The 21,725-nt window shown below is 52.8% G+C and carries 16 protein-coding genes and 1 pseudogene; 8 read left to right on the top strand and 9 right to left on the bottom strand.

Annotated features, from left to right (window positions below; genetic code table 11):
- The first annotated feature begins 114 nt into the window (after nt 1-114).
- The 3 genes from A0W33_RS11765 (at nt 115) to A0W33_RS11755 (ending at nt 4,870) form a co-directional block, all read left to right on the top strand.
- Entirely contained in the window at nt 115-1,347 is a 1,233-nt protein-coding gene (locus A0W33_RS11765; protein WP_068838317.1) for a M16 family metallopeptidase, read from the top strand.
- A gap of 114 nt (nt 1,348-1,461) precedes the next feature.
- Entirely contained in the window at nt 1,462-2,106 is a 645-nt protein-coding gene (locus A0W33_RS11760; RefSeq protein WP_068838316.1) for an O-methyltransferase, read from the top strand.
- Nucleotides 2,107-2,407: 301 nt separating this feature from the next.
- The gene (locus A0W33_RS11755) at nt 2,408-4,870 is read left to right on the top strand and encodes a LysM peptidoglycan-binding domain-containing protein (RefSeq protein WP_068838315.1); all 2,463 of its coding nucleotides are present in this window, start codon (nt 2,408-2,410) and stop codon (nt 4,868-4,870) included.
- Between the two features lie 135 nt (nt 4,871-5,005).
- Here A0W33_RS11755 and A0W33_RS11750 read toward each other — a convergent pair whose 3' ends face one another.
- Entirely contained in the window at nt 5,006-6,325 is a 1,320-nt protein-coding gene (locus tag A0W33_RS11750) for an MFS transporter (protein WP_068838314.1), read from the bottom strand.
- A 277-nt stretch (nt 6,326-6,602) separates the two neighbouring features.
- Between A0W33_RS11750 and dnaE the strand changes: the two genes are divergently transcribed.
- Nucleotides 6,603-10,238 (top strand): DNA polymerase III subunit alpha, encoded by a 3,636-nt coding sequence (dnaE, locus tag A0W33_RS11745; RefSeq protein WP_068838313.1) that lies wholly within the window; start codon nt 6,603-6,605, stop codon nt 10,236-10,238.
- A gap of 81 nt (nt 10,239-10,319) precedes the next feature.
- Here dnaE and A0W33_RS11740 read toward each other — a convergent pair whose 3' ends face one another.
- Entirely contained in the window at nt 10,320-11,315 is a 996-nt protein-coding gene (locus A0W33_RS11740) for a hypothetical protein (protein WP_068838312.1), read from the bottom strand.
- Nucleotides 11,316-11,685: 370 nt separating this feature from the next.
- On the opposite strand from A0W33_RS11740, the gene trxA reads away from it, so the two are divergent.
- Nucleotides 11,686-12,012: a thioredoxin gene (gene trxA / locus A0W33_RS11735; protein ID WP_068838311.1), complete on the top strand. Its 327-nt coding sequence runs from the start codon at nt 11,686-11,688 to the stop codon at nt 12,010-12,012.
- Between the two features lie 685 nt (nt 12,013-12,697).
- Here the strand turns inward: trxA and A0W33_RS11730 are convergent.
- From A0W33_RS11730 to A0W33_RS11720, 3 genes are all read right to left on the bottom strand, one after another.
- Nucleotides 12,698-13,354 carry a hypothetical protein gene (locus A0W33_RS11730; RefSeq protein WP_068838310.1) on the bottom strand — a complete coding sequence of 219 codons (657 nt, stop codon included), beginning with the start codon at nt 13,352-13,354 and terminating at the stop codon, nt 12,698-12,700.
- A gap of 87 nt (nt 13,355-13,441) precedes the next feature.
- Nucleotides 13,442-13,951, bottom strand: coding sequence for a DUF421 domain-containing protein (locus tag A0W33_RS11725; RefSeq protein ID WP_068838309.1), 510 nt, complete (start codon nt 13,949-13,951; stop codon nt 13,442-13,444).
- Between the two features lie 43 nt (nt 13,952-13,994).
- Nucleotides 13,995-15,920 carry a hypothetical protein gene (locus A0W33_RS11720; protein WP_068838308.1) on the bottom strand — a complete coding sequence of 642 codons (1,926 nt, stop codon included), beginning with the start codon at nt 15,918-15,920 and terminating at the stop codon, nt 13,995-13,997.
- Nucleotides 15,921-16,039: 119 nt separating this feature from the next.
- On the opposite strand from A0W33_RS11720, the gene A0W33_RS11715 reads away from it, so the two are divergent.
- Together A0W33_RS11715 and A0W33_RS11710 are read left to right on the top strand one after the other, a co-directional pair.
- The gene (locus A0W33_RS11715; protein WP_082815213.1) at nt 16,040-16,447 is read left to right on the top strand and encodes a DUF5329 family protein; all 408 of its coding nucleotides are present in this window, start codon (nt 16,040-16,042) and stop codon (nt 16,445-16,447) included.
- 69 nt (nt 16,448-16,516) lie between these two features.
- The gene (locus A0W33_RS11710) at nt 16,517-16,876 is read left to right on the top strand and encodes a SpoIIAA family protein (RefSeq protein ID WP_068838307.1); all 360 of its coding nucleotides are present in this window, start codon (nt 16,517-16,519) and stop codon (nt 16,874-16,876) included.
- Between the two features lie 75 nt (nt 16,877-16,951).
- On the opposite strand, the gene A0W33_RS11705 is transcribed toward A0W33_RS11710, so the two are convergent.
- Nucleotides 16,952-17,983 carry an isoaspartyl peptidase/L-asparaginase family protein gene (locus A0W33_RS11705; protein ID WP_068838306.1) on the bottom strand — a complete coding sequence of 344 codons (1,032 nt, stop codon included), beginning with the start codon at nt 17,981-17,983 and terminating at the stop codon, nt 16,952-16,954.
- Nucleotides 17,984-18,648: 665 nt separating this feature from the next.
- On the opposite strand from A0W33_RS11705, the gene A0W33_RS11700 reads away from it, so the two are divergent.
- Complete coding sequence (locus A0W33_RS11700; protein WP_068838305.1) at nt 18,649-19,359, top strand: OmpA/MotB family protein; 711 nt, start codon at nt 18,649-18,651, stop codon at nt 19,357-19,359.
- Between the two features lie 112 nt (nt 19,360-19,471).
- On the opposite strand, the gene A0W33_RS20930 is transcribed toward A0W33_RS11700, so the two are convergent.
- From A0W33_RS20930 to A0W33_RS11690, 3 genes and pseudogenes are all read right to left on the bottom strand, one after another.
- Nucleotides 19,472-19,639 (bottom strand): hypothetical protein, encoded by a 168-nt coding sequence (locus A0W33_RS20930; RefSeq protein WP_157578030.1) that lies wholly within the window; start codon nt 19,637-19,639, stop codon nt 19,472-19,474.
- Between the two features lie 44 nt (nt 19,640-19,683).
- A complete protein-coding gene (locus A0W33_RS11695; RefSeq protein ID WP_082815376.1) occupies nt 19,684-20,196 on the bottom strand; it encodes a DUF6141 family protein in 513 nt (170 codons plus the stop codon).
- 207 nt (nt 20,197-20,403) lie between these two features.
- Nucleotides 20,404-21,555, bottom strand: a pseudogene (locus A0W33_RS11690) (cystathionine gamma-synthase); the annotation flags it as partial.
- Nucleotides 21,556-21,725: the final 170 nt, after the last annotated feature.

Below are 21,725 nucleotides of genomic sequence, written 5' to 3'. Positions count from 1 at the left end.
GCTTACCCAGTGAAAGTATAGCGCTGCCACATTCGTTGTGCTTTTACCCTGACCTGCGCAAAACTTTTAACTCATCACTCTTTGCCGTACCTTTGCAGGCTAATTCTGAACTGAATGCTTGATTATCATATCCATACTTTACCCAACGGAATACGCATTGTACACAAGCAGGTGCTGCATACCAAGATAGCCCACAGCGGTTTTATCATGGACATGGGCAGCCGCGATGAGTTGCCGCAGGAGCAGGGCCTCGCCCACTTCTGGGAGCATATGGCCTTCAAGGGCACGCAGAAACGCAAGTCATTCCACATCCTAAACCGCCTTGAGTCTGTTGGCGGCGAGCTCAACGCCTACACCACCAAAGAGAAGGTCTGTTTCTACAGCTCGGTGCTCGACAAGCATTTCGAGAAATCTTTTGAGCTGCTGACCGACATCACGTTTCACTCCATTTTTCCGGAGAAGGAAATCGAGAAGGAGCGCGGGGTGATTCTGGAGGAAATGTCGATGTACCTCGACACGCCCGAAGAAGCCATTGTAGATGAGTTTGATGCGGTGGTGTATGACGGCCATCCGCTTGGCAACAACATCCTAGGCACCAAAGAAAGCGTGGGCAGCTTTAAGAAGCAGGACTTCCGCGGCTTTATAGACCGCAACATGAGCACCGATGCGCTGGTGTTCTGCTCGGTGAGCAACCTGCCGTTTGAGAAAGTGGTGAAGCTGGCCGAAAAGTACCTAAGCGATGTGCCGCGCATCCAAAAATCACTGGACCGCGTGCCGTTTACCGGCTACCAGTCTAAATCCATTACAGTCGAGAAGTCTATTTCGCAGGCACACTGTGTGATCGGTTGCCCTGCCTACGCCCTCGGCGACGACAGACGCATTCCGCTGTTTATGCTCAACAACCTGCTGGGTGGCCCGGGCATGAACTCGCGCCTGAACCTGGCTGTGCGTGAAAAGCACGGGCTGGTGTACACGATCGACTCCAACTACGCCACTTACGTGGATACCGGCCTGCTCACCATTTACTTCGGCACGGAGAAGAAGCAGCTGAAGCGTACCACCTCGCTGGTGCTAAAGGAGCTGAAGAAGCTGCGTGAGAAACCACTCGGCTCTTTGCAGCTGCACACGGCCAAAGAGCAGCTGATGGGGCAATTGGCCATGGCAGAGGAAAGCAACATCGGCCTGATGATGATGATCGGCAAGAGCATTCTGGACCAGGAAAAAGTGGAGTCGCTGAACGACATTTTCGATCAGATCAAAAGCATCACCGCCCACGACCTGACCACCATTGCGCAGGATGTGCTGGCCGAGGAAAAGCTTAGTTTCCTCAATTACGTGCCAGCGTAGCGCAGCTACGCAATTAGAAATTATGAATTATGAATTATGAATTAGAGATTGAGGATTACTGTTTCTGCTTCATCTCCATATCCCCTCATTTTCAAATCTCCTAATCTACGTTCCATGGAGTTTATAGACGAAGAACTGCTGCAGTATTCCGAGAATCATACCTCGCCGGAGAGTGAGCTGCTGCACAAGATAAGTCGCCAGACGCACCTGAACGTGCTGAAGCCGCGCATGCTTTCCGGGCACCTGCAGGGCCGCCTGCTCTCGCTCTATTCCAAAATGATCCAGCCCCGGCAAATTCTGGAGATTGGCACCTACACGGGCTACTCCGCGCTATGTATGGCCGAGGGGCTGCAGGAAGGCGGCATGCTTCATACCATTGATAAGAACGAGGAACTGGAGCAGCGCGTGCGAGGCTACTTCAACGAGTCGGGTTACGGCAACCGGATGAAACTGTACATTGGCAATGCGCTGGAGATTGTGCCAGGTATAGATGCTGAGTTTGACCTGGTGTTTATTGATGCCGACAAGATCAACTATGGCCGTTATTATGACATGGTGATCGGCAAGGTGCGCCCGGGCGGCTACATCATTGCCGACAATGTGCTGTGGAGCGGCAAAGTGCTGGAGAAATACCGCAAAAAGCTTGATGAGGACACGAAAGCCGTGATGGACTTCAACCTGCAGGTGCACCAGGACGAGCGCGTGGAAAACATCCTCCTGCCGGTGCGCGATGGGCTGCTCATCGCCAGAAAAAAATAATAAAGGGAGAGAGGCAGCCCCTGATTCTCCTCTTTTTACTCCCTCCCCTACCTCCATTCCCGCCTATACTTCTTCCTTTCGGGCCATTGCAGTTTGGCTGCGATTCCGCAATTTTTTAGGCCGCAAAAAATAATGCAAGAAGTTGGCAAAGCGTTTTAAAATGCGAGGCTTTTTGCGTTATTTTTGCGACAGCTATATTACCTTCTGAACATATTAACATAGAGCTATTTAACTATAGTCTATTTAACAGAAAGTAGAGCCACCGGATCAACGATTAGCCAAAACATTAGAATACCGCGTCATGAGAAAGTCATTTACTGCATTTTTAGCACTTCTGCTACTGCCCTTGCTGGCAATGGCACAGGTGGTAGTACCGAAGAATATCTACTTTGCCGATATTCACCTGAAGATCTCGGACGGGGCGCAGGCCGCAATCCAGAAAAAGGTGGATGCCCTGCACCGTAACCAGAACTACTTTAAAATGAAGGTGGACCTGGCAGACGCTTACTTCCCCATAATCGAGCGCGTGTTTAAGGAAGAGGGTGTTCCGGATGATTTCAAGTACCTGGCACTGCAGGAAAGCGGTTTGATTGGCGATGCTGTCTCTACCTCCAATGCGGTAGGGTACTGGCAGTTTAAGCGCGAGGCCGCCCTGGACTTTAACCTGCGCATGGACCGCGCTGTGGATGAGCGCCGCCATATTGTGGAGGCCAGCCGTGGGGCAGCCAAATACTTCAAGCGCAGCAACGGCTACTACAACAATTGGCTGAACTCGCTGCTGTCTTACTACCTGGGCTATACCGGCGCCAAGGCATATTCCAAGCCATCCGACAACGGGGCCAGGAACATGGATGTGACCGAGCGATCAAACGACTACATCATCACCTTTCTGGCGCATAAAGTGGCTTACGACAACTTTGTTGGCAAGGCAAACCCGCCCGCGGTGGCTTTGAAGGAGCTGCGGGCTAACCCCGGCCAAAGCTTGTCTGATATTGCCCTGGCCACCAAAACGGATTATGCCGAGCTGGAGCGCTACAATAAATGGCTCCTGGGCAGTTCTATTCCGTCTGATAAGGATTATTACGTGATGGTGCCGGTGCGCAATGGCAGCGGTTTTGACAGCGGCATGCTGGCTTCTGCCAAGACGGATGCTCCAGTACGCCAAACTACTACCAGTCGCGGTGCCGCTGCCAGCCTGGTGAAGCAGAATAACCTAAACGCGATCGTAGCCCGCGAAGGCGACACGAAAGACAAGCTGGCCCTGCAGGCAGGCATCTCTACCCGCCGCTTTCTGAAGTATAACGATATGCACAACTTCGATAAGATAGTGCCTGGCTCCTCTTATTACATCGAGCAGAAACGCGCCAGTGCCAATACCGAGTTTCACGTGGTGCAGCCAGGCGAAACCATGCAGCTGATTTCGCAGCACTATGGTGTTCGGCTGAATTACCTGCTGTTTAAAAACCGCATGAAGCGCAACGAAATGCCTGTTCCCGGCCGCGTGCTTTGGCTTCAGAACCGACGGCCTGCCCACACACCGGTTGAGATCCGTGACCTGAACAAGCAGCAGGCTGCAACCGCCGCCACGTCAAAAACACAGCGTACCGAGCCAGCAGCGGCAGCGAAGGAGCCCGTTACCCCTCAGACGAAGAATGTCTTCACCCGCTTTATTGAGAGCTTGAAGGGGGAGACAAAAGAGGAAGCACAGCCGCAGGAAGAACCGATGGCAACGACCAAAACAACGCCAGTGGCCACCTCAAAACCAGCCCCGGTAAAGCAGGAGGCAGAGATTGTAGCGGAAGTCGCGGTAAAGGAAGTAGCCGTGGCACCAGCAGAAGAAGCGCCAGTGAGCCCGGCTCCTGTTGTTAAAAGACAGACGGCTGTGTTATACCCGGCCAAAACAGCTACTGCCAAGGCAAGCGAAGGAACGCCGAAGGCGGGATCAGCCACCGAGCCTTTCCCTGCCCCAGCCAGTAAGACGGCCCCTGCCACAACAAGCGAAACTTTTCCTGCTGACACTACGGCCTTTGTATTCGAGGAGGATTCAGCCAGCGAAGAGGAACTAACTTTTGAGGAAGAAGGCATTGAAGAAGAGGCAGCAGCTGCCACTTTCCCAGCAAAGACTACCTCTACGCCACTACCCAAGGCCACTGCTGCCACACCGGCACCAGCCCAGCCACAGACAGGCAAGCCAACCACGCATATCGTGAAGCAGGGCGAAACGCTTTACGGCATCTCCAGGATGTATGCCGTAACGATAAACGATCTGACTGAATGGAACAAACTGGGCGATGCACCGCTAAAACTGGGACAGGAATTGTTGATTGCAGAGCCGCTGCAGCAGCCGGAAACGAAAAGCGTTTTCAGGGACGAAGAAGACCCGGAGGCACTGCCAGCTACGTTGCTCAGCACCAACAGCTCTTACCATACAGTAGCCGCCGGCGAAACACTTTACCAGCTCTCCAGGAAGTATAATGTATCCCTTGATCAGCTGCGCCAGTGGAACAGCCTTACGGACAATAACCTGAAGCTCGGCCAGGAACTGCGTGTGAAAGCCCCTGCTGCATCGCCTGCTCCTGCTAAGGAGGCAGCCCCTGCGGCAAGCAGTACGAGTGGCAGCGTTTACCACACCGTTGCCTCCGGCGAAAGCATGTACCAGATCTCGCGCCAGTACGGTGTTACCATCAAAGACATCATGGAATGGAACAAGAAGCCTGATTTTTCGGTGAGTGTAGGGGAGAAACTACTGATCCGCAAAAAATAGCCTTGGACGAAGGACTCTTTGATAAAAGACGAAGGACAGTTAAACATAATATGTTTGTAAACAACGAGAGCCAGCTACAGTAGCTGGCTCTCGTTGTTTATTTATAGTAATTTCTTTTGTCCTTTGTCCAGAAAACTACCGCTCCTCTTGTGGGCCGCTAAGGGTAGAGGCAGATTGCAGGCCGGTGGCAATCTCAGGCACAATGCCGAGACGCTCGTAAATGGGCTGCACCATGCGGCGCAGTTTTGGCCTGCTGATGGCAAACGGGATAATGCTCAGGGCGCAAAGCAACCCACACCCCGCCAGCGTGTAAGCTACCCCCACATCCTCGGCCACGGCTCCGGCCAGTACACTTCCAATGGGAGCCATGCCCATAAAGGCGGTGGCATAGAGGCTCATCACGCGGCCCCGCTTGTCGTCGTCCACAATTGTTTGCAGCAGTGTGTTGCAGGAGGCCATGGTCACGATCATGCCAAAGCCCGTTACCAGCATCAGCACCAGCGAGAGCAGGAACATCTCCGAGAAAGAAAAGGCAATAAGCGCCAAGCCGAAGAGCAGCATGGTAAAGATAATCACCTTCCCCAGCCCCTCCACCGACTTACGCTGGGCCAAAAACAGTGCCCCACCCAACGCTCCAAAGCCGGAAGCGCCCATCAGGTATCCGAGTGTGTTGGCCCCGCCATGCAAAATATCACGCGCAAACACGGGCAGCAGCACTGTGAACGGCATCCCGAACAAGCTAAGCAGGCCCACAATCACGATCAGCGCACGGATAGGCGGAAAGCCAAAGGCATAGCTGAATCCGTCTTTAAGCGATTGCCATACTTTGCGCTGCTGCTGCACCCGCTCAAAGGGTTTCAGGCGCATGGCCAGCAGCGAAGCCAGTACGGCAATGTAACTCAGCGCGTTGATCAGGATACAGATGCCCTCCCCTACGGCGGCAATCAACAGCCCCGCCACCGTAGGGCCAATGAGGCGGGCCATGTTGAACAGCGATGAGTTTAAGGCGATGGCATTGCTCATGTCTTCGCGCCGCTCAACCAACTCCACTACAAAAGCCTGCCGCGTAGCAATATCAAACCCGTTGATGGTACCCAAAACAGCACTAAGCGCCAGCACATGCCAAATCTCAATGGTATTGGTAAGCACCAGCACCGCGAGCGTAGAAGCCTGCAGCATGGACAGGGACTGAGTCACGAGCAATACCTTATGACGGTCGAACTTATCGGCCAGCACGCCGGCAAACGGACCAAGCAGGAAAGAGGGGATCTGGCTGGAGAAGGTAACGGCACCCAGCAGAAACACGGAATCGGTAAGGCGGTACACCAGCCAACTCAAGGCAATCTGCTGCATCCAGGTGCCGATCAGGGAAATTCCTTGCCCTACAAAAAACAACTTATAATTACGGGAGCTTAACGCCCTGAACATCCCACTCAAATTTCCTACTGCTGCCATAGATCATACTTCGCTGCGCCAGCCCTGGCACAGGCTTATACTTACGTGTGGAGCCGGTTTAAGAGTTATACTTAAGTTGCACCCCGTTCAGGCTCAAAAGGCTACAAAAACAAGGCACAATTACGACTACTTTTTTGTTACAGCTAAGGCCCCTTTTAATTGGGGAGGTGGCCCAGATTTCGTACTTTTAACTTCCCGGAAATGACGCACAAGTATAGATTTCCTCTAATACAAAAGTCATTCGTAATTCTTCATTCGTAATTCATAATTCCTCTGAATGCCAGTTTTTTCGCATTTACACACACATACCCAGTACTCGCTGCTCGACGGGCAGGCCAGCATCAGCGCGCTCATGAAAAAGGCGCAGGCTGATGGCATGCCCGCCGTAGCTATGACGGACCACGGCAACATGTTCGGAGCCTTTAACTTTGTGGCCGAGGCTAACAAGTATAACGTGAAGCCGATTGTGGGCTGCGAGTTTTACCTCGTGGAGGACCGCCACCAGAAGACCTTCAGCAAGGAGCAGAAAGACGTGCGCCACCACCAGTTGCTGCTCGCCAAGGACCAGGCCGGCTACCAGAACCTGGCTAAACTTTGCTCCATGTCCTACATTGAGGGTGTGTACAGCAAGTGGCCGCGCATTGACAAGGAGCTGTTGGTGAAGTATAGCAAGGGCCTGATTGCCACCAGCTGCTGCATCGGCGCCGAGTTGCCGCAAGCCATACTTTGGAAGGGTGAGGAAGAGGCCGAGAAGAACCTGAAGTGGTGGCTGGATGTGTTCGGTGATGACTACTATATTGAGCTGCAGCGCCATGGCCTGCAGAACATAGACGGTACCGGCAAAAGCCAGGAAGACGTGAACCAGGTGCTCCTGAAGTGGGCGCACAAGTATAACGTAAAGGTGATCTGCACCAACGACTCGCACTACGTGGACCAGGACGACTGGAACGCGCATGACATTCTGCTGTGCGTGAACACCGGCGAGGAGCAGTCTACCCCGGTAGGCGATTTCCAGACAAAGTATTTCAGGCTGATGTCGGGTGAGGGAAAGGTGATTTATGACCACCTCGACAACATCCAGCGCAACTATACTTCAGATGACAACGTGCGCCGCATGCTCAACCGCATCAGCGAGGAGCAGCAAAAGCCGCGTCCGCAGAGCCGCTTTGGTTTCCCGAACGACCAGTTCTATTTCAAGACGCAGGCTGAGATGAACCAGCTGTTCAAGGATGTGCCGCAGGCCGTGGACAATACGAACGAGATCGTGGACAAGATCACGCCCCCAGTACTCAAGCGCGACATCCTGCTGCCCAATTTCCCAATTCCGCCGCAGCACGCGGATGGAAATGCGTTCCTGCGCCACCTGACCTATGAAGGTGCCGCCAAACGCTACGGCGAGATCACACCCGAAATTCAGGAACGCCTGGACTATGAGCTGAACATCATTGAGACGATGGGCTTTGCGGGTTACTTCCTCATTGTGCAGGATTTCATCAACAAAGGCCGCGACATGGGCGTGTTCGTTGGTCCTGGTCGTGGTTCGGCGGCTGGCTCGGCGGTGGCCTACTGTACTGGTATCACCAACATAGACCCTATCAAGTATAGCCTGCTCTTCGAGCGATTCCTAAACCCGGAGCGTGTGTCGATGCCCGATATTGACATTGACTTTGACGACGTGAACCGCCAGCGCGTGATCGACTACGTGGTGGAGAAGTATGGCAAAACGCAGGTGGCCCAGATTATCACCTTCGGTACCATGGCAGCGAAATCATCCATCAAAGATGTGGCCCGCTCTACTTCCCTCCCGCTTGCTGAGGCCAACGAACTTGCCAAGATGATTCCGGATACCCCGGGCACCACGCTGGCCAAAGCCTTCATGGAGAACCTGGATTTGGCTGCCATCCGCGAGGGAACCGACCACCGCGCCATGACGCTGAAGCTGGCCGAGAAGTTGGAAGGCTCCGTCCGTAACACAGGCATACACGCAGCCGGTGTGATTATCGCTCCGGACGATATTACCAACTACATCCCAGTAGCTACCTCCAAAGACGCTGACCTGCTCATCACGCAGTTCGACGGCAAGGTGATTGAGAGCGCGGGCATGCTGAAGATGGACTTTTTGGGCCTGAAAACGCTGACCGTTATCAAGGATGCCATGGAACTCATCAAAAAGAACCACGGCGTTACCATTGATATCGACAACATTCCGCTGGAGGACGAAAAGACATTTGCTCTTTACCAGCGCGGCGATACTATCGGCACGTTCCAGTTCGAGTCGGAAGGCATGCGCATGTACCTCAAAGACCTGCAGCCGACAAACATTGAAGACTTGATTGCCATGAACGCCCTGTACCGCCCGGGTCCGATGCAGTTCATCCCGAACTTCATTAACCGGAAGCACGGGCGGGAGGAAGTGGAATACCCGCACGAGCTGCTGGAGCCGATCCTGAACTACTCCTACGGCATTATGGTGTACCAGGAGCAGATCATGCAGACAGCCCAGATCCTGGCCGGTTACTCTTTGGGTGGTGCCGACTTGCTGCGCCGCGCCATGGGTAAGAAGGACATGAAGAAGATGGCCGAGGAGCGCGAGAAGTTCATCAAAGGTGCCGCCGAAATGCACAAGATTCCGGCGAAAAAGGCATCCGAGGTGTTCGACGTGATGGAGAAGTTTGCTCAGTACGGCTTTAACCGCTCCCACTCCGCCGCTTACTCGGTGGTGGCGTACCAGACGGGTTACCTGAAGGCGCACTACCCAGCCGAGTACATGGCCGCCGTGCTCACCAACAACATGAACGACATCAAAAAGGTGACGTTCTTTATTGAGGAGGCGCGTAAGCAGGGCGTACAGGTGCTAGGGCCGGACGTGAATGAGTCACTCCTGAAGTTTAATGTGAACGAGCAGGGCAACATCCGCTTTGGCCTTGGTGCGATAAAAGGCACGGGCGAGGCGGCAGTAGAAGCCATCATTAACGAGCGTGAGGAAAACGGCAACTATCAGGATCTGTTTGATTTTGCCAAGCGCGTGAACCTGCGTGCCGTGAACAAGAAGACGTTTGAAAGTATGGCTTTGGCCGGTTGCTTCGACTCGTGGGAGTTGTATCACCGTGCGCAGTTAGTAGAAATACCGGAAGGCGAAAGTATGAGCGTGCTGGAAAAAGCAGTGCGCTACGGCAACAGCTACCAGGCAGAGCAGCAGGCGGCACAGCAGTCGTTGTTTGGCGGTGGCGCGGCCGTGGCGGCTCCTTTGCCTAAAATACCGGAAGTGCAAGTATGGACGCAGGCCGAGATGCTTCGCCGCGAGAAAGAGGTGGTGGGCTTCTACATGAGCGGCCACCCGCTCGACCAGTTTAAGCTGGAGATAGACTCGTACTGCACCTGTAACCTGGACAGGATAGAGGAATTTAAAGGCCGAGACGTGAACGTGGCCGGCATGGTAACGGACATCGTGATTCGCACGGGCCGCAACGGCAACCCTTTTGCCTTGTTCACCATCGAGGATTACGACACCACCATGCAGATGGCACTCTTCGGGGAAGATTACGTGAAGTTCTCGCCCTACCTGAAGATGGGCTTATACTTGTTTATCCGGGGCAAAGTGCAGCTGCGCTACAAAACTGAAGATCAGTGGGAATTGAAGCCAACCAACATCCAGCTGCTTGGCGACATCACCGATAAAATGGCGCAGGGCGTGCAGATCAACATCAACCTGCAGCTTTTCACCCCGAATCTGGCCGAGGCACTGGAAAGCGCGATTGTGTCAAGCCCAGGGCAAAAGCGCCTGGAGATTACGCTGCATGTACCGGAGGAGAAACTGGCCTTGCCAACCTTCTCCCGCAAGTATAGAATTGACCCAAAAGTGTTCCTGGCCTCGATCAAGGACCTTGGGCTGGGCGAGTGTAAGTTGATCTAGCGAATGGCAAACTCCTGAAAGTATAACGCATAAAAAAAGCCCGATACATGATACCGGGCTTTTTTTGTGTGCTATGTTACACTAATCTTTTACATAAACAGAAGAAGCTCCCGCCACGCCAGTGGAATACTCCGGCGCTGGATTGCCATTGGTTTTAGGCATTTCAAACAGCAGCACCTTGCCGCCCCCGTTTGCTCGTTCGGCTACATAAATATGCTCCGACTCCGCATCGTATCCTACATCCACAGGGTTACCTAGCATAGTATTGGCACCCGATATTCTTATCTGATTTGCTGTCCCAATCATTCCGCCGTTTGCCGTACTACCGAACACCGAACTGAAGTTACTAATCACCACAAGAGCACCGTCGGTAGCTGAGGCTGCATCACCAATATCCGTTAATATCATTTTATTGTCTTCGCTGGAGTGCGTGATGCCATGTGTTCTCACCAGTCCTTCGATGGTAACACGCTTGCTTGGCTGTATCATGCCGCTTTTGTTGGCGAAGAAGTTCTCGAAAGAAACAATATCTCCCGTATTATCCACCACGGCATACAGTGTGTTACCGTCGGCGTGAATGCCCCACAAATTAAAATCAACGTCGTACACATTGCGGTAGCGAACTCCGCTTGGCGTACGCTCATACACATGCAGGCGGTTCATATTGTTGTTGATGGCTGGGTCTCCGTCCTGCACCACCACAATCATGTTGCCACTCACGGCAATTTCACGCGGGTTTGTGAAGTCAGGTGTGCTGGTTGTTTTGATCTCCAGCGCGCCGTTTCCTTTTTTCTGATAAATCTCCACTCTGTTGGTAGTTCTGGATGCCAGAATGATCTCGTCCCGGCTTTCGTTGTAGTAGATACCATCGGCATCCATGGAGGCGATATTCTTCTGCTCCACTGCTATGCCCAGCAGGTCTTTCACTTTCAGCATCGTCACCATGCCACTGGTGTTGCTGGATACATAGGCTGTTGTCGTGTTTACACCCGGTAGTTCGAAATCATCGTCTTTCTCACAGGAAATCAGCGTGAGGGCTGATGCGAACAGGATACTTAATGAAAGTAGTTTTTTCATAGCTTAATTTTATTGTTTAAAACTAACCTACCTACGATGCAGCTACTTCTTCTGGATTAGTGCGCTGCCTTACAAAAAGAGTACGTTCGCTTAACTTTAGCTTCAAGAGTTCAAATTTCCTTTCACCAGTTATGTTTGCCTTTTTATCACCTTCCCTTGCATCTGAAACTTTTATTTACAACATTTGTTTATACAAACAATATAGACCCCTGAACGGTTAATCCCGTAAGTATAAAGGGGGACAGGAAAACAGCAGCCCGCGCGCAGCACGACAGCTTGTCAGGCGGGGGCTTTTGGCGGTAAATTTGCCGTACGTCCGAATGTTACTATATTTAAAAGATAGAAATCAACACAACAAACTCTTAATGTTATGGCTAACAAAGCGATAGAAATTACAGATTCAAATTTTGATGAGATCATCAATTCAGATAAACCAGTATTGGTAGACTTTTGGGCAGAGTGGTGCGGCCCGTGCCGCATGGTAGGCCCGATTGTAGAGGAACTGGCTGGCGAGTACGAAGGCAAAGCCGTTATCGGCAAGGTGGACGTGGACGCAAACCCGCAGACTTCTGCCAAGTTCGGAATCCGCAGCATCCCGACGCTGCTGGTTTTCAAGAACGGTGAAGTGGTAGATAAGCAGGTAGGTGCTGTTCCAAAGAACATCCTGTCTCAGAAGCTTGATGCTCAGATGGCGTAAGCTGGTTAAAAAAATATTTGTAAAAGGTCCCGCTGCATGTTGCAGCGGGACCTTTTCGTTTTTGTGCACTAGCGCAAGCCTACAGACTTGCGTCTACCATGATGTTGAGTTTGTAACTCAACTGGCTTGAAAAGCCATATCTGCTTAGCGGCGGCCATACTTCCATAGCCGCCGTCTTCTGCAACTTGAGACAAGCTATCCTTTCTAGCTACTGTTCATCCTCCAGCTCCCAATTACTTATCATTTCACCTTAAACTTTGGAGCCCTCACGGCCGGGAGGCCCCGTCCTCGGGCATCGCGCTGTGTGCCTGAAGCTGCTCCTCGCTCCGCTGCGGGCTGCCCTTACGGGCACCGCAACATCCACAAGGCGCTCAACCCAAGGACTGGAAACGGTTCAAATCACAAAGCTGTAGCTATGCAACAAGTATGACTGTCCCCTTGAGGGGACCATAGGGGTGTTTATACTTCTGCTGACGCTATAACTAGTGTTTCTTCGATCTACTTTCTTCCACCTTGTCATCAGAAGTGATCCTGATGGAAGAGCCATCAAGCCAAACTCCCTCTCCTGTTTTTAGGAGAGGGCCGGGGAGGGATAAACTCCCCTCCTCGCCGGGGCTAGGGGTGGGTTAACAGTGGTAGAAGAATACCCAGGCTAACTTAGTCTAACTAATTTAGCTCAAAACTGCTACTTCTCTTTCATGGCTACCTCCAGCCGCACCATCAGCCCTTGCCGGAAGGCCTCCTCTTCTTTCTGAGATTGGCTGCTGACCTCCACCCTGCGCCAGGTATTGTCCTCGGTCATGAAGCGGTAGATGTAGAAGGGGCAGTCCTTGCACTCGTTGCTCATGCCCACTAAGGGGCCGGTATCACCTTTGGTAGGTTTGGCCCAACCCACGGCGGCGAAAATGCCTTTGTCCGGCAACGGCAGGTTGTACTGAGCCACGTCCACCCAATGCCAGTAGGTATTTTTCTTTGGTTTGATCAGGAGGGGCTCAGGCAAAAGAGGCTTGCCGGGCATGCCGGTAGAGTCAGGCAGATAGAGGTAGAGCAACACTTCCTTCGCCGGGCTTATGAACTCCAGGAAGGTGTGCTTGTGGTAGATGTACAGCCCGATGCGGTCAATAAAGCCTGCCACGCCTTCGGCCGGGATGTAGTAGCCCGTCTGGAAAAGCGGGTATTCTTTGCTGCCGCCAAAGCCATAATCTGCTTTTTGCTGCCGGGTGCCAAGCACAACTTTTTTCACACTGGGCTTCACCACCACTTCTTTTAAGCGTGTGGTTTTCTGTGCGTGCCCTTGCAGGCAGAACAGCGCGAGTAAAAGCAGCAGGCAGATGCGTTTCATAAAGCAAAGTTACAAGTATATCTGCAAAAAGTAAAAAATACACTTTTTATATACTGCGCTTCCCTTAGTATTCCAACTCCCTCACCCTCAATTGCTTTCACAGATAATACTGATATTGCCGCTGCGCTCCAGGTAGGCCGTCTGGATGCTGCTGATGTCGGGTTTGTGGCCAGCGCTTCTGAGAGCCTCGAGAATATCGTTTTCTGTAACGCTGTTATCGCGCATGGCGCCCCACTGTAACTCTCCATCCTTTACCAGCACCGTTGCCCGACCCTTGATCAGGTTGCCAAAGCCTATGTTTGTGCTGAAAGCCAGCATGGCCAGGAGTTTGTGGAGCATCACAAGGGTAAGCGCCGCCGCCAGCGTGGGCCAGAAAGGCGCATTGCCCGTAATGGCGCGGCTAAGTATAGAGCCGTAGATAATGCCCAGTACAATGTCGAAGGCCGTGTTTTTGCCGAAGATGCGGTGGCTGCCGATGCGCATAATGGCAAGAGCCGCGAAGAATACCCCCACGGCTCTGAAAGACATCTGCCACCAGGTTAGGGTCTGGTCGTGGATGCCGAAAATAAGGTTAATGGTGTCAGTAGCCTCTTCCATACTCTCGAAACGAGAGCGGTTCGGGCAGGGTTATGCCCGCTGCCTAGCCGGCATCGCCGCAGTTGCAGAGGTTTTTGTCCAAAGTGTACAGGAGCTCATAGTTGTACTGCACCTCCTCCATCAGCTGTTTCAGGCGGGCATTGTACTCCTGCACTTTGCCCAAACGCACTTCGGTCAGCTCCATCTTGTTCAGCGTATCCAGGTTCTTGATGGATTTGCCGAACTCCCGGTTCTTCTCATACATGCGACTGATGTACTGGTCCAGCACCTCATTGGTGGTGGCCGATACGGTCTGCAGGTTGTTCTCGATGCAAAGCTGGCGCTTCAGGTACGTGAACACCGTGGTTTCCGCCGCCTGGTTCAGGCCTTCTTTGTTGCGCAGCGCCTGCTTTAGCTTGTAGCTGTCGTAGCGCTTGTTGTAATCGGTGATGGCCTCGCGTACTTTCTCGCGGCACGACTGGCACTTGCTGGAGGTACCCTTTTCGAGCAGGGCGTTGCGCAGCGGCAGGGTTTCGTCAGCGGCCTCTGTTTCGCTTAGCTGGCGCACCTCCTTCGCGAACACCTCGTTGTACTGCTGCTCCTCGAGTTTTTTGATCAGCTTCAGAATGGCCTCTCCCTCCACCGAAGCCGACAGGAACTCGGCATTTGGCAACTCCACCGCATACAACCGTGTCAGAGCGGCTTCCCGCTCCTCTGGTGTGTCCCATGCCTTTGGCTCGTTCTCCAGGTCGCGGAGCGTTTTCACCAGCAGCTTTCCGTTTTTCAGGTTATGGTCTGCCTCCAGGTATAAATCCGCGTTGGCAAGTATGGCCTCGTATTCTGGCTTGAAAATATGCTGGTAGCCGCTGCTGCCCTTAAACTCCCGCTCCCGGGCATCAAAGGTGCCTTTCAGCCGCTTGTACTCTTGTATGATGGCAAAGAGGTTCTTGGCGTTGATTTCAGGGCTGTTGTTGCGGTAGTTCAGGCGGTAGGTGTTCAGGTTCTGCTTCATATCGCCGAAAATGCGGAGAAACTCCACGTACAGCTTCTCCTGCCGGAACGTCTCATCGTTGATCAGCTTCTGGTCGTAGGCGGCCTGTATCTTTAGCTTGCGCTTCTCAATCAAATCCAGCGTCACCTCGTCGCCTGTCAGCACATCCGTTTTGTAGAGCGATTTGTAATTGGCCACTACCATAAACGGATAGTCTTTGTAGCCAGTCGCCTCCTCCAGCTGGCGGCGGTCGAGCCTGTTCGGGTTCTTTTGCAGGTAATCCGCCAGTTTCACGGTTTTAATGTCCACCTTTTTCACATCGCCCGGCACAAACACGTACACGCGCACCGAGTGCAGGCGCGTATCAAAGTCCTCGCCCTCGTAGAGCCGGATGGTGGAGCTGAATTTATACTCGCGCTTGGTGGTGCGGGCATTAAGCAGGTTGCCAAACTCCCCCACCAGCGCCAGTACTGCCCCGGTGGGCGTGGTGAGCTTGGAGATGTTGGTGAGCTGGTTAGCCACCAGGCTGAACACCTCGCTGCTCTGCCCGTTTGTGATAGCCTTTGCGTTGATAATGGCATCGATGTTGGTGTTGGTGGCCAGGGGCATTTTATCGATGATGCGCACCACTTCCTGGTGGTCGCTTACCTGGGTTTTATAATCATCCTTATCCTGGTCGATGTAAAAGTTGTAGAGTGGGTACACGATGTCGTCGTTGCCGAAGAGCTTCATGTTTTTGAGCTGCGCCGTGATGAGCAGGTACTCCAGCACGTTGCCATACTTCTTCTTGGGTTTGTGCTTGCCGGTTTCCAGCTCGTTGAGCACCCGCGTGAAACGGTTGCCGTTAAAAAGATAAATATCAGTAGAGAGGTACTGCCATTCATCCGAAAACTGAAAATCATCGTTGTAACTATAGCCAAGGCGGGTTTCGATGTTGCGTTGCGCCCATACCGTTTGCTGGCACAGCAGCAGAAATGCCAGCGCTAGAATTTTCCTCATAAAGTGAACTACGTTTTTGGCCTGTGGCTGCCTTCAACCCGGCAGCGCCCCATTAACGTTAAAGATGAAACATAAGTGCAGTAATTTGCTAATAATAACGCTATAATCATACAGATAATATGAAAACAAAGCTACAGAGCTATGTGCTGCTTGGATTTATACTTGGTGCCGGGGCAGGAGTGGCCACTCCCGCTGCTGCACAGACAACCGCTGTTACGGCCGTTAAAACCACTGCCGCGAAGTATACCGAGGAGCAAAAGGTGGAGCACCTGATTCAGCTGATCTCTAAAATGGAGGGCGCCACCTTTGTGCGCAACGGCAGCGAGCATGCTCCCAAGGCCGCCGCCGCGCACCTGGAGGCCAAGTGGGAAAAGCACCGGGAGAAGATTCGCACGGCCCGGGGCTTCGTAAACGAACTGGCGTCGAAATCGGGTATGACGGGCGAGCCTTACAAAATACGCTTTGCCGACGGCACCGAGAAAACCACAAACGAAGTGTTGCTGAACGAACTGAAGCGGCTGGAGTAGCCGCCGCACTGAAAACGCACTGGGCGCTCATCCCGTAGGCAAAGTATACGCATCAAACAGACCAGTACCATGCTGCAAATACTTGAAGAATCGAAGGGAGACCTGGTGGCATTCCGGATCTCGGCCCATGTAGACAAGCAGGACTACGATATCATGCTGCCCCTGCTGCAAGAGCGCATACAGGCGCACGGCAAGGTAAAAGTATACGCCGAGGTGCAGGATGTGCAGGAATACAGCCTGCAGGCACTGCGCGATGAAGTAACCTTCGACCTGAAGCACGCCAACGACTTCAGCCGTGTAGCCATTGTGGGCAACCAGAAATGGCTGGATTGGCTCGTAACTGTTGCCAAGCCGTTCACCACCGCCGATGTACGTTACTTTGACTTCAGCGAGCGCTCACAGGCCTGGGAGTGGATTCATACTTCGTAAATTTATCCTTCCATAAAAGCAGAAAGGGAGGCAAGTGCTATACTTGCCTCCCTTTTTTAATTGTTCTGATCCGAATCAATCTCTGTAGATGGCCACCACTGGTTTGCCGTTTTTGATGTAGCCCCGATACATGCCCGCCGAATTGAACGGCATGGCCACGTTTCCGTTTTTGTCGAGGGCGATCACGCCACCCTCACCGCCACGATCCACCAGCTTTTTCATCACCACCTCCTCGGCCGCCTTCTTCACCGACAGGTTTTTATACTTCATCAGGGCCGCAATGTCGTAGGCCACCACGTTGCGGATAAAATACTCGCCATGGCCGGTGGCCGACACGGCGCAGGTGTTGTTATCGGCGTAGGTGCCAGCCCCGATGATGGGCGCGTCGCCCACACGCCCGAAGCGCTTGTTGGTCATGCCGCCCGTGGAGGTGCCGGCCGCCAGGTTACCGTAGGCATCCAGCGCCACGCAGCCCACCGTTCCGAATTTGTTGCCCTCGGTAAAGATGTTCTCGTTGCTGCTGGAGCCGCCGTCGTGGTCGAGCTGCGTCTTTTCCTTGTCGATGATTTGCTGCAGCTGGTTGTAGCGTGTTTCGGTGTGAAAGTAAGACGGGTCCACCAGTTCGATGCCCTGGGTTTTGGCGAACGCCTCTGCCCCATCGCCAATCATCATCACGTGCGGCGATTTTTCCATCACGGCGCGTGCCGCTGAGATCGGATTTTTTATTGTCGTAACACTGGCTACAGCGCCTGCCTGCAGCGTTTCCCCGTCCATCATGGCGGCATCCATCTCGTTTTTGCCCTCGTTGGTAAACACTGCGCCCTTCCCGGCATTAAAGAGCGGCGAGTTCTCCATCACATGGATGGTCGCTTCCACGGCATCCATACTTGTGCCGCCTTTCTTCAGCACATCGTAGCCCACCTGCAGTGCCTCGTTCAGCTTTTCCCGGTAGGCCTTCTCTTTTTCGGGTGTCATGTTCTCGCGCGTAATAGTGCCTGCGCCACCGTGTATGGCCAGCGTAATTTTACTGTAGTCCGGCTTGCCTTGCGCCAGGGACGCGAAGCCGACCAGCAGAAAGAGAAACAGGAAGTATAGGCTCTTTTTCATGTATGCGTTGATTAATGTGTAACAGTAGTTAGTTTAAAGTTAGCCATTTTCATCGTAAAGTGGGCAAGCATCTGGTATCAGGCCCCCTGCCTTCGTGGAGCTTGCTTAACATTTCACCCGTGGTAAAGGCTTTGGCGAAGCCTGTTGCGGCCCTTTATACTTTTGTTTACCTGGTGTTCTGGGTCCAATAAAGGCCCTGCCCTGCTTTTCCTTCTCACCTGTCAATTACCTTACATACTGGCTCTTACGCGCGACTGCTAAAGCCCGTGCCGCAAATATCCGTTCCATCAGCTTTTTTCCTGATTATTACATCTAATAATAGACATACTATAATATTTTGTGGCACTGTTATTGCATCAAAATGCTTCAACCAAGTCTTCGCCTTTACAGGGTTTATAAAGGTACTTATAGCCATGTGTAGCGCCAGAAGGAGGGTTTCAGGCGCCCCCGCGTAGCGGATACACCTGATGAGCGGGTGCAGGCAAAGCTTGAATAAAAAAATATAGTTATTTTATAATATATAGAGGCGACTCGCCGTTCTGGGACAGAAACAGAGGGTATACTATTAGGTTTTATATTGTTTTAGTAACTTGCAACTCTATCCGTTACCATTATCGCAACCAATAATCTTAAACATTAACCAAACAACAATTAACTACTTTTCCATGAAATCCAATTTCTTCAAAGCCTCCCTGGCGCTGGCCCTCGGCTCCACCATGATGTTCTCTTGCGTATCTTCCAAGAAATACGAAGACCTGCAGGCAAGCAAAGATGCGCAGGAGCGCGAACTGGCTGCCTCTAAGTCTAAGGTAGACGAGCTTTCCACTTCCCTGAAAGACCGCGAGCAGAAGCTTGCCGAAATGGAGCGCGCCATGAACGAGCAGCAAAAAATTCTGGACAACCTGAAGAATGAAGTAAACGCTGCGCTGCAGGGCTTTAACCAAGGCGACCTAAGCGTAGCTGTGAAGGACGGCAAAGTGTACGTGTCGATGTCTGACAAGCTGTTGTTCCCGACAGGAAGCACGAAAGTAAACCCAGGCGGCAAAAAAGCCATCGACCAGTTGGTGCAGGTGCTGCAGAAAAACCAGCAGGTGGGTGTGATGGTAGAAGGCCACACAGATGACGTTAGTGTATCTGGCGGCATGAAGTACCTGCAGGATAACTGGGACCTGAGTGTGCTTCGCGCAACTGAGATCACACGTATGATGACCGAGAAGGGCTTGTCTCCTGACCGCGTAACACCGGCTGGCCGCTCTTACTACATGCCGGTAGACACAGGCCGTTCTGCTGCTGCGAAAGCAAAGAACCGCCGCACAGAGATCATCCTGACACCGGACTTCACAGAAATCTACAAAATCCTGGGCATCAAAGCCTAAGCATAGTTTAACATTGCTATGGTACAGAACCGCCGGTGGCTAAAAGGGCACCGGCGGTTTTTTATTGCGATGTATTCCAGCATTTCGCTTACTTGCCTATACGCCGGTTGCGTTAGTTGAGGAAGTAGGCATTAAGGGTGGAGGCAACTATGGCGATGATATAGATCGCAATAAACCACCTGAAGATCCGCTTTCGGTTGACCCTGTTTTTGAGCCACGGGTAGAACAGAAAGTAAGCGATAACGGCGACTACAGACAAGAACACTACTGCTTTTAACATTCGATTGGTATTAGGTGCTGTTTAAGGAACTAACGGTAACCCGACTATACTTGCTGCTGCTTGGCCTCCCCGATGGCTCTGAACAGCTCGGCTGCCCGTTGTGAGCCGATGAGCAGCGGCTTGCTGTTGTAGAAGTATAGCTTCACGCCCTCGTTGCCCGACATGTTGTAGGCTTTGCCCCTGGCGCTCCAGCGGATGCCCCAGCCACCGTACTCCATAATAGGGTTGTAAGTGATCAGCTCATACTCCCGGACCAGGTGCAACGGGATCTCGACTGGCTTCAGGTGGAAGGGCCAGAACCGCAGGCGCAATTCTCCGGGTTCCACTTCGGTGGTGAGGCGCATGCCGTAGAAGAAAAGCGGCAGCCCCAGGCCTACCAGCACAAAAAGCACTACCACCGATACATCAGACACCGGCCTGCTGCCAAACGCGCCCCCCAACAGCACCTGGTACACCAGGCCCAGCCAGAAGATGGACGCCACCGCCAGCACCACCGCCCAAAGCCAAAACTGCCTGAACCGTTGCCGCTCTTTGTATAGTATGTTTTTTTCTGACACAGTTTTTTTCAAAATCGACATACGTATCACGTAGCAAGACACAAGACTTCTCCCTTTGTTCGTTAAGATACGCGAAATACAGGCTCTTAGCTTGGAGCAAAGTATAAACCAGCAAAAAACCGCCGCCTGTTGAAGCAGGCGGCGGTTTTAAGTATAAAAATCAAGTATAAAAAGTCTTGCGTCTTGATACTTATGTCTTGCGTCTAATTACCCGATAGCACTTTCCAGGTCAGCGATTAGGTCTTCGGCGTCTTCCACCCCCACACTTAGGCGGATCAGGGTATCGCTTAGGCCAGTCAGCATGCGGTCTTCGCGCGGAATGCTGGCGTGCGTCATGGTGGCTGGGTGGCCACAAAGCGACTCTACGCCTCCCAACGACTCAGCCAGGGCGAACAGCTTCAGGTTCTCCAGCAGGCGCATGGCATCGTCCACGTTATCGCCTTTCAGCTCAAACGACACCATACCGCCGAAATCGCGCATCTGCTTTTGCGCTACCTCGTGGTTCGGGTGCTCGGCAAAGCCAGGCCAGTATACTTTGCTTACTTTGGCGTGCCCCTTCAGGTACTCGGCTACTTTGCGGCCGTTCTGGCAATGGCGTTCCATGCGCAGGTGCAGCGTTTTCAGGCCGCGCAGCACCAGGAAGCAATCCTGTGGCCCCGGGATGGCACCGCAGGCGTTCTGGATAAAGGCCAGCCTGTCGCGCAGCGCATCGTCCTTCACCACAATTGCGCCCATCACCACATCTGAGTGGCCGCCCATGTACTTGGTCAGCGAGTGCATCACAATGTCGGCGCCCAGGTCGAGCGGCGTTTGCAGGTACGGTGTGGCAAAGGTATTGTCGGCTACCAGCAGCAGGTTGTGCTCCTTGCAAAGCTCGCCGTAGGCTTCAATGTCGATGATGTTGAGGAGCGGGTTTGTGGGCGTTTCCACCCAGATCATCTTCGTGTTTTCGTTGATCAGCTTCTCCACATTGCGCACATCCTGCATGTTGGTGAAGTGGAACCTGAGGCCGTAGTTCTGGAATATCTTGGTGAAGATGCGGTAGCTGCCTCCGTACAGGTCGTTGGTGGAGATCACCTCGTCGCCCGGCTTCAGCATTTTAATAATGGCATCTACCGCAGCCATACCAGAGGCGAAGGCCAGGCCGTGGGTACCGTTTTCCAGCGCCGCCAGGGCGTTCTGCAGCTGTGTGCGGGTGGGGTTGTGCGTGCGCGAGTACTCGTAGCCCTTGTGGTCGCCTGGTGAGCGCTGCACGTAGGTGGATGTCTGGTAGATGGGCGTCATAATGGCGCCTGTGCTTGGGTCTGGCTCCACGCCAGCATGTATAGCCTTTGTTCCGAAATTCATAGTGGTTTTATGCGTTTGATTAGTGGTTGATCGCCTGTTGACTTCGTTTTGACTTAGCTTTTTGACTTAGCTTACTTAGCAGCGGGCGAAGCGATTGTTGCAAGTTAAAAAATCCGGCCAAAGTATAAGAGGCGCTCCAGGCATGCTTTCCGCAGATTACGCGCCGTGCTTTTAAAGCCGCT

Source organism: Pontibacter akesuensis, from assembly GCF_001611675.1.
GTDB classification, from domain to species: domain Bacteria; phylum Bacteroidota; class Bacteroidia; order Cytophagales; family Hymenobacteraceae; genus Pontibacter; species Pontibacter akesuensis.
This window is presented reverse-complemented; position numbering and strand designations above follow the sequence as displayed.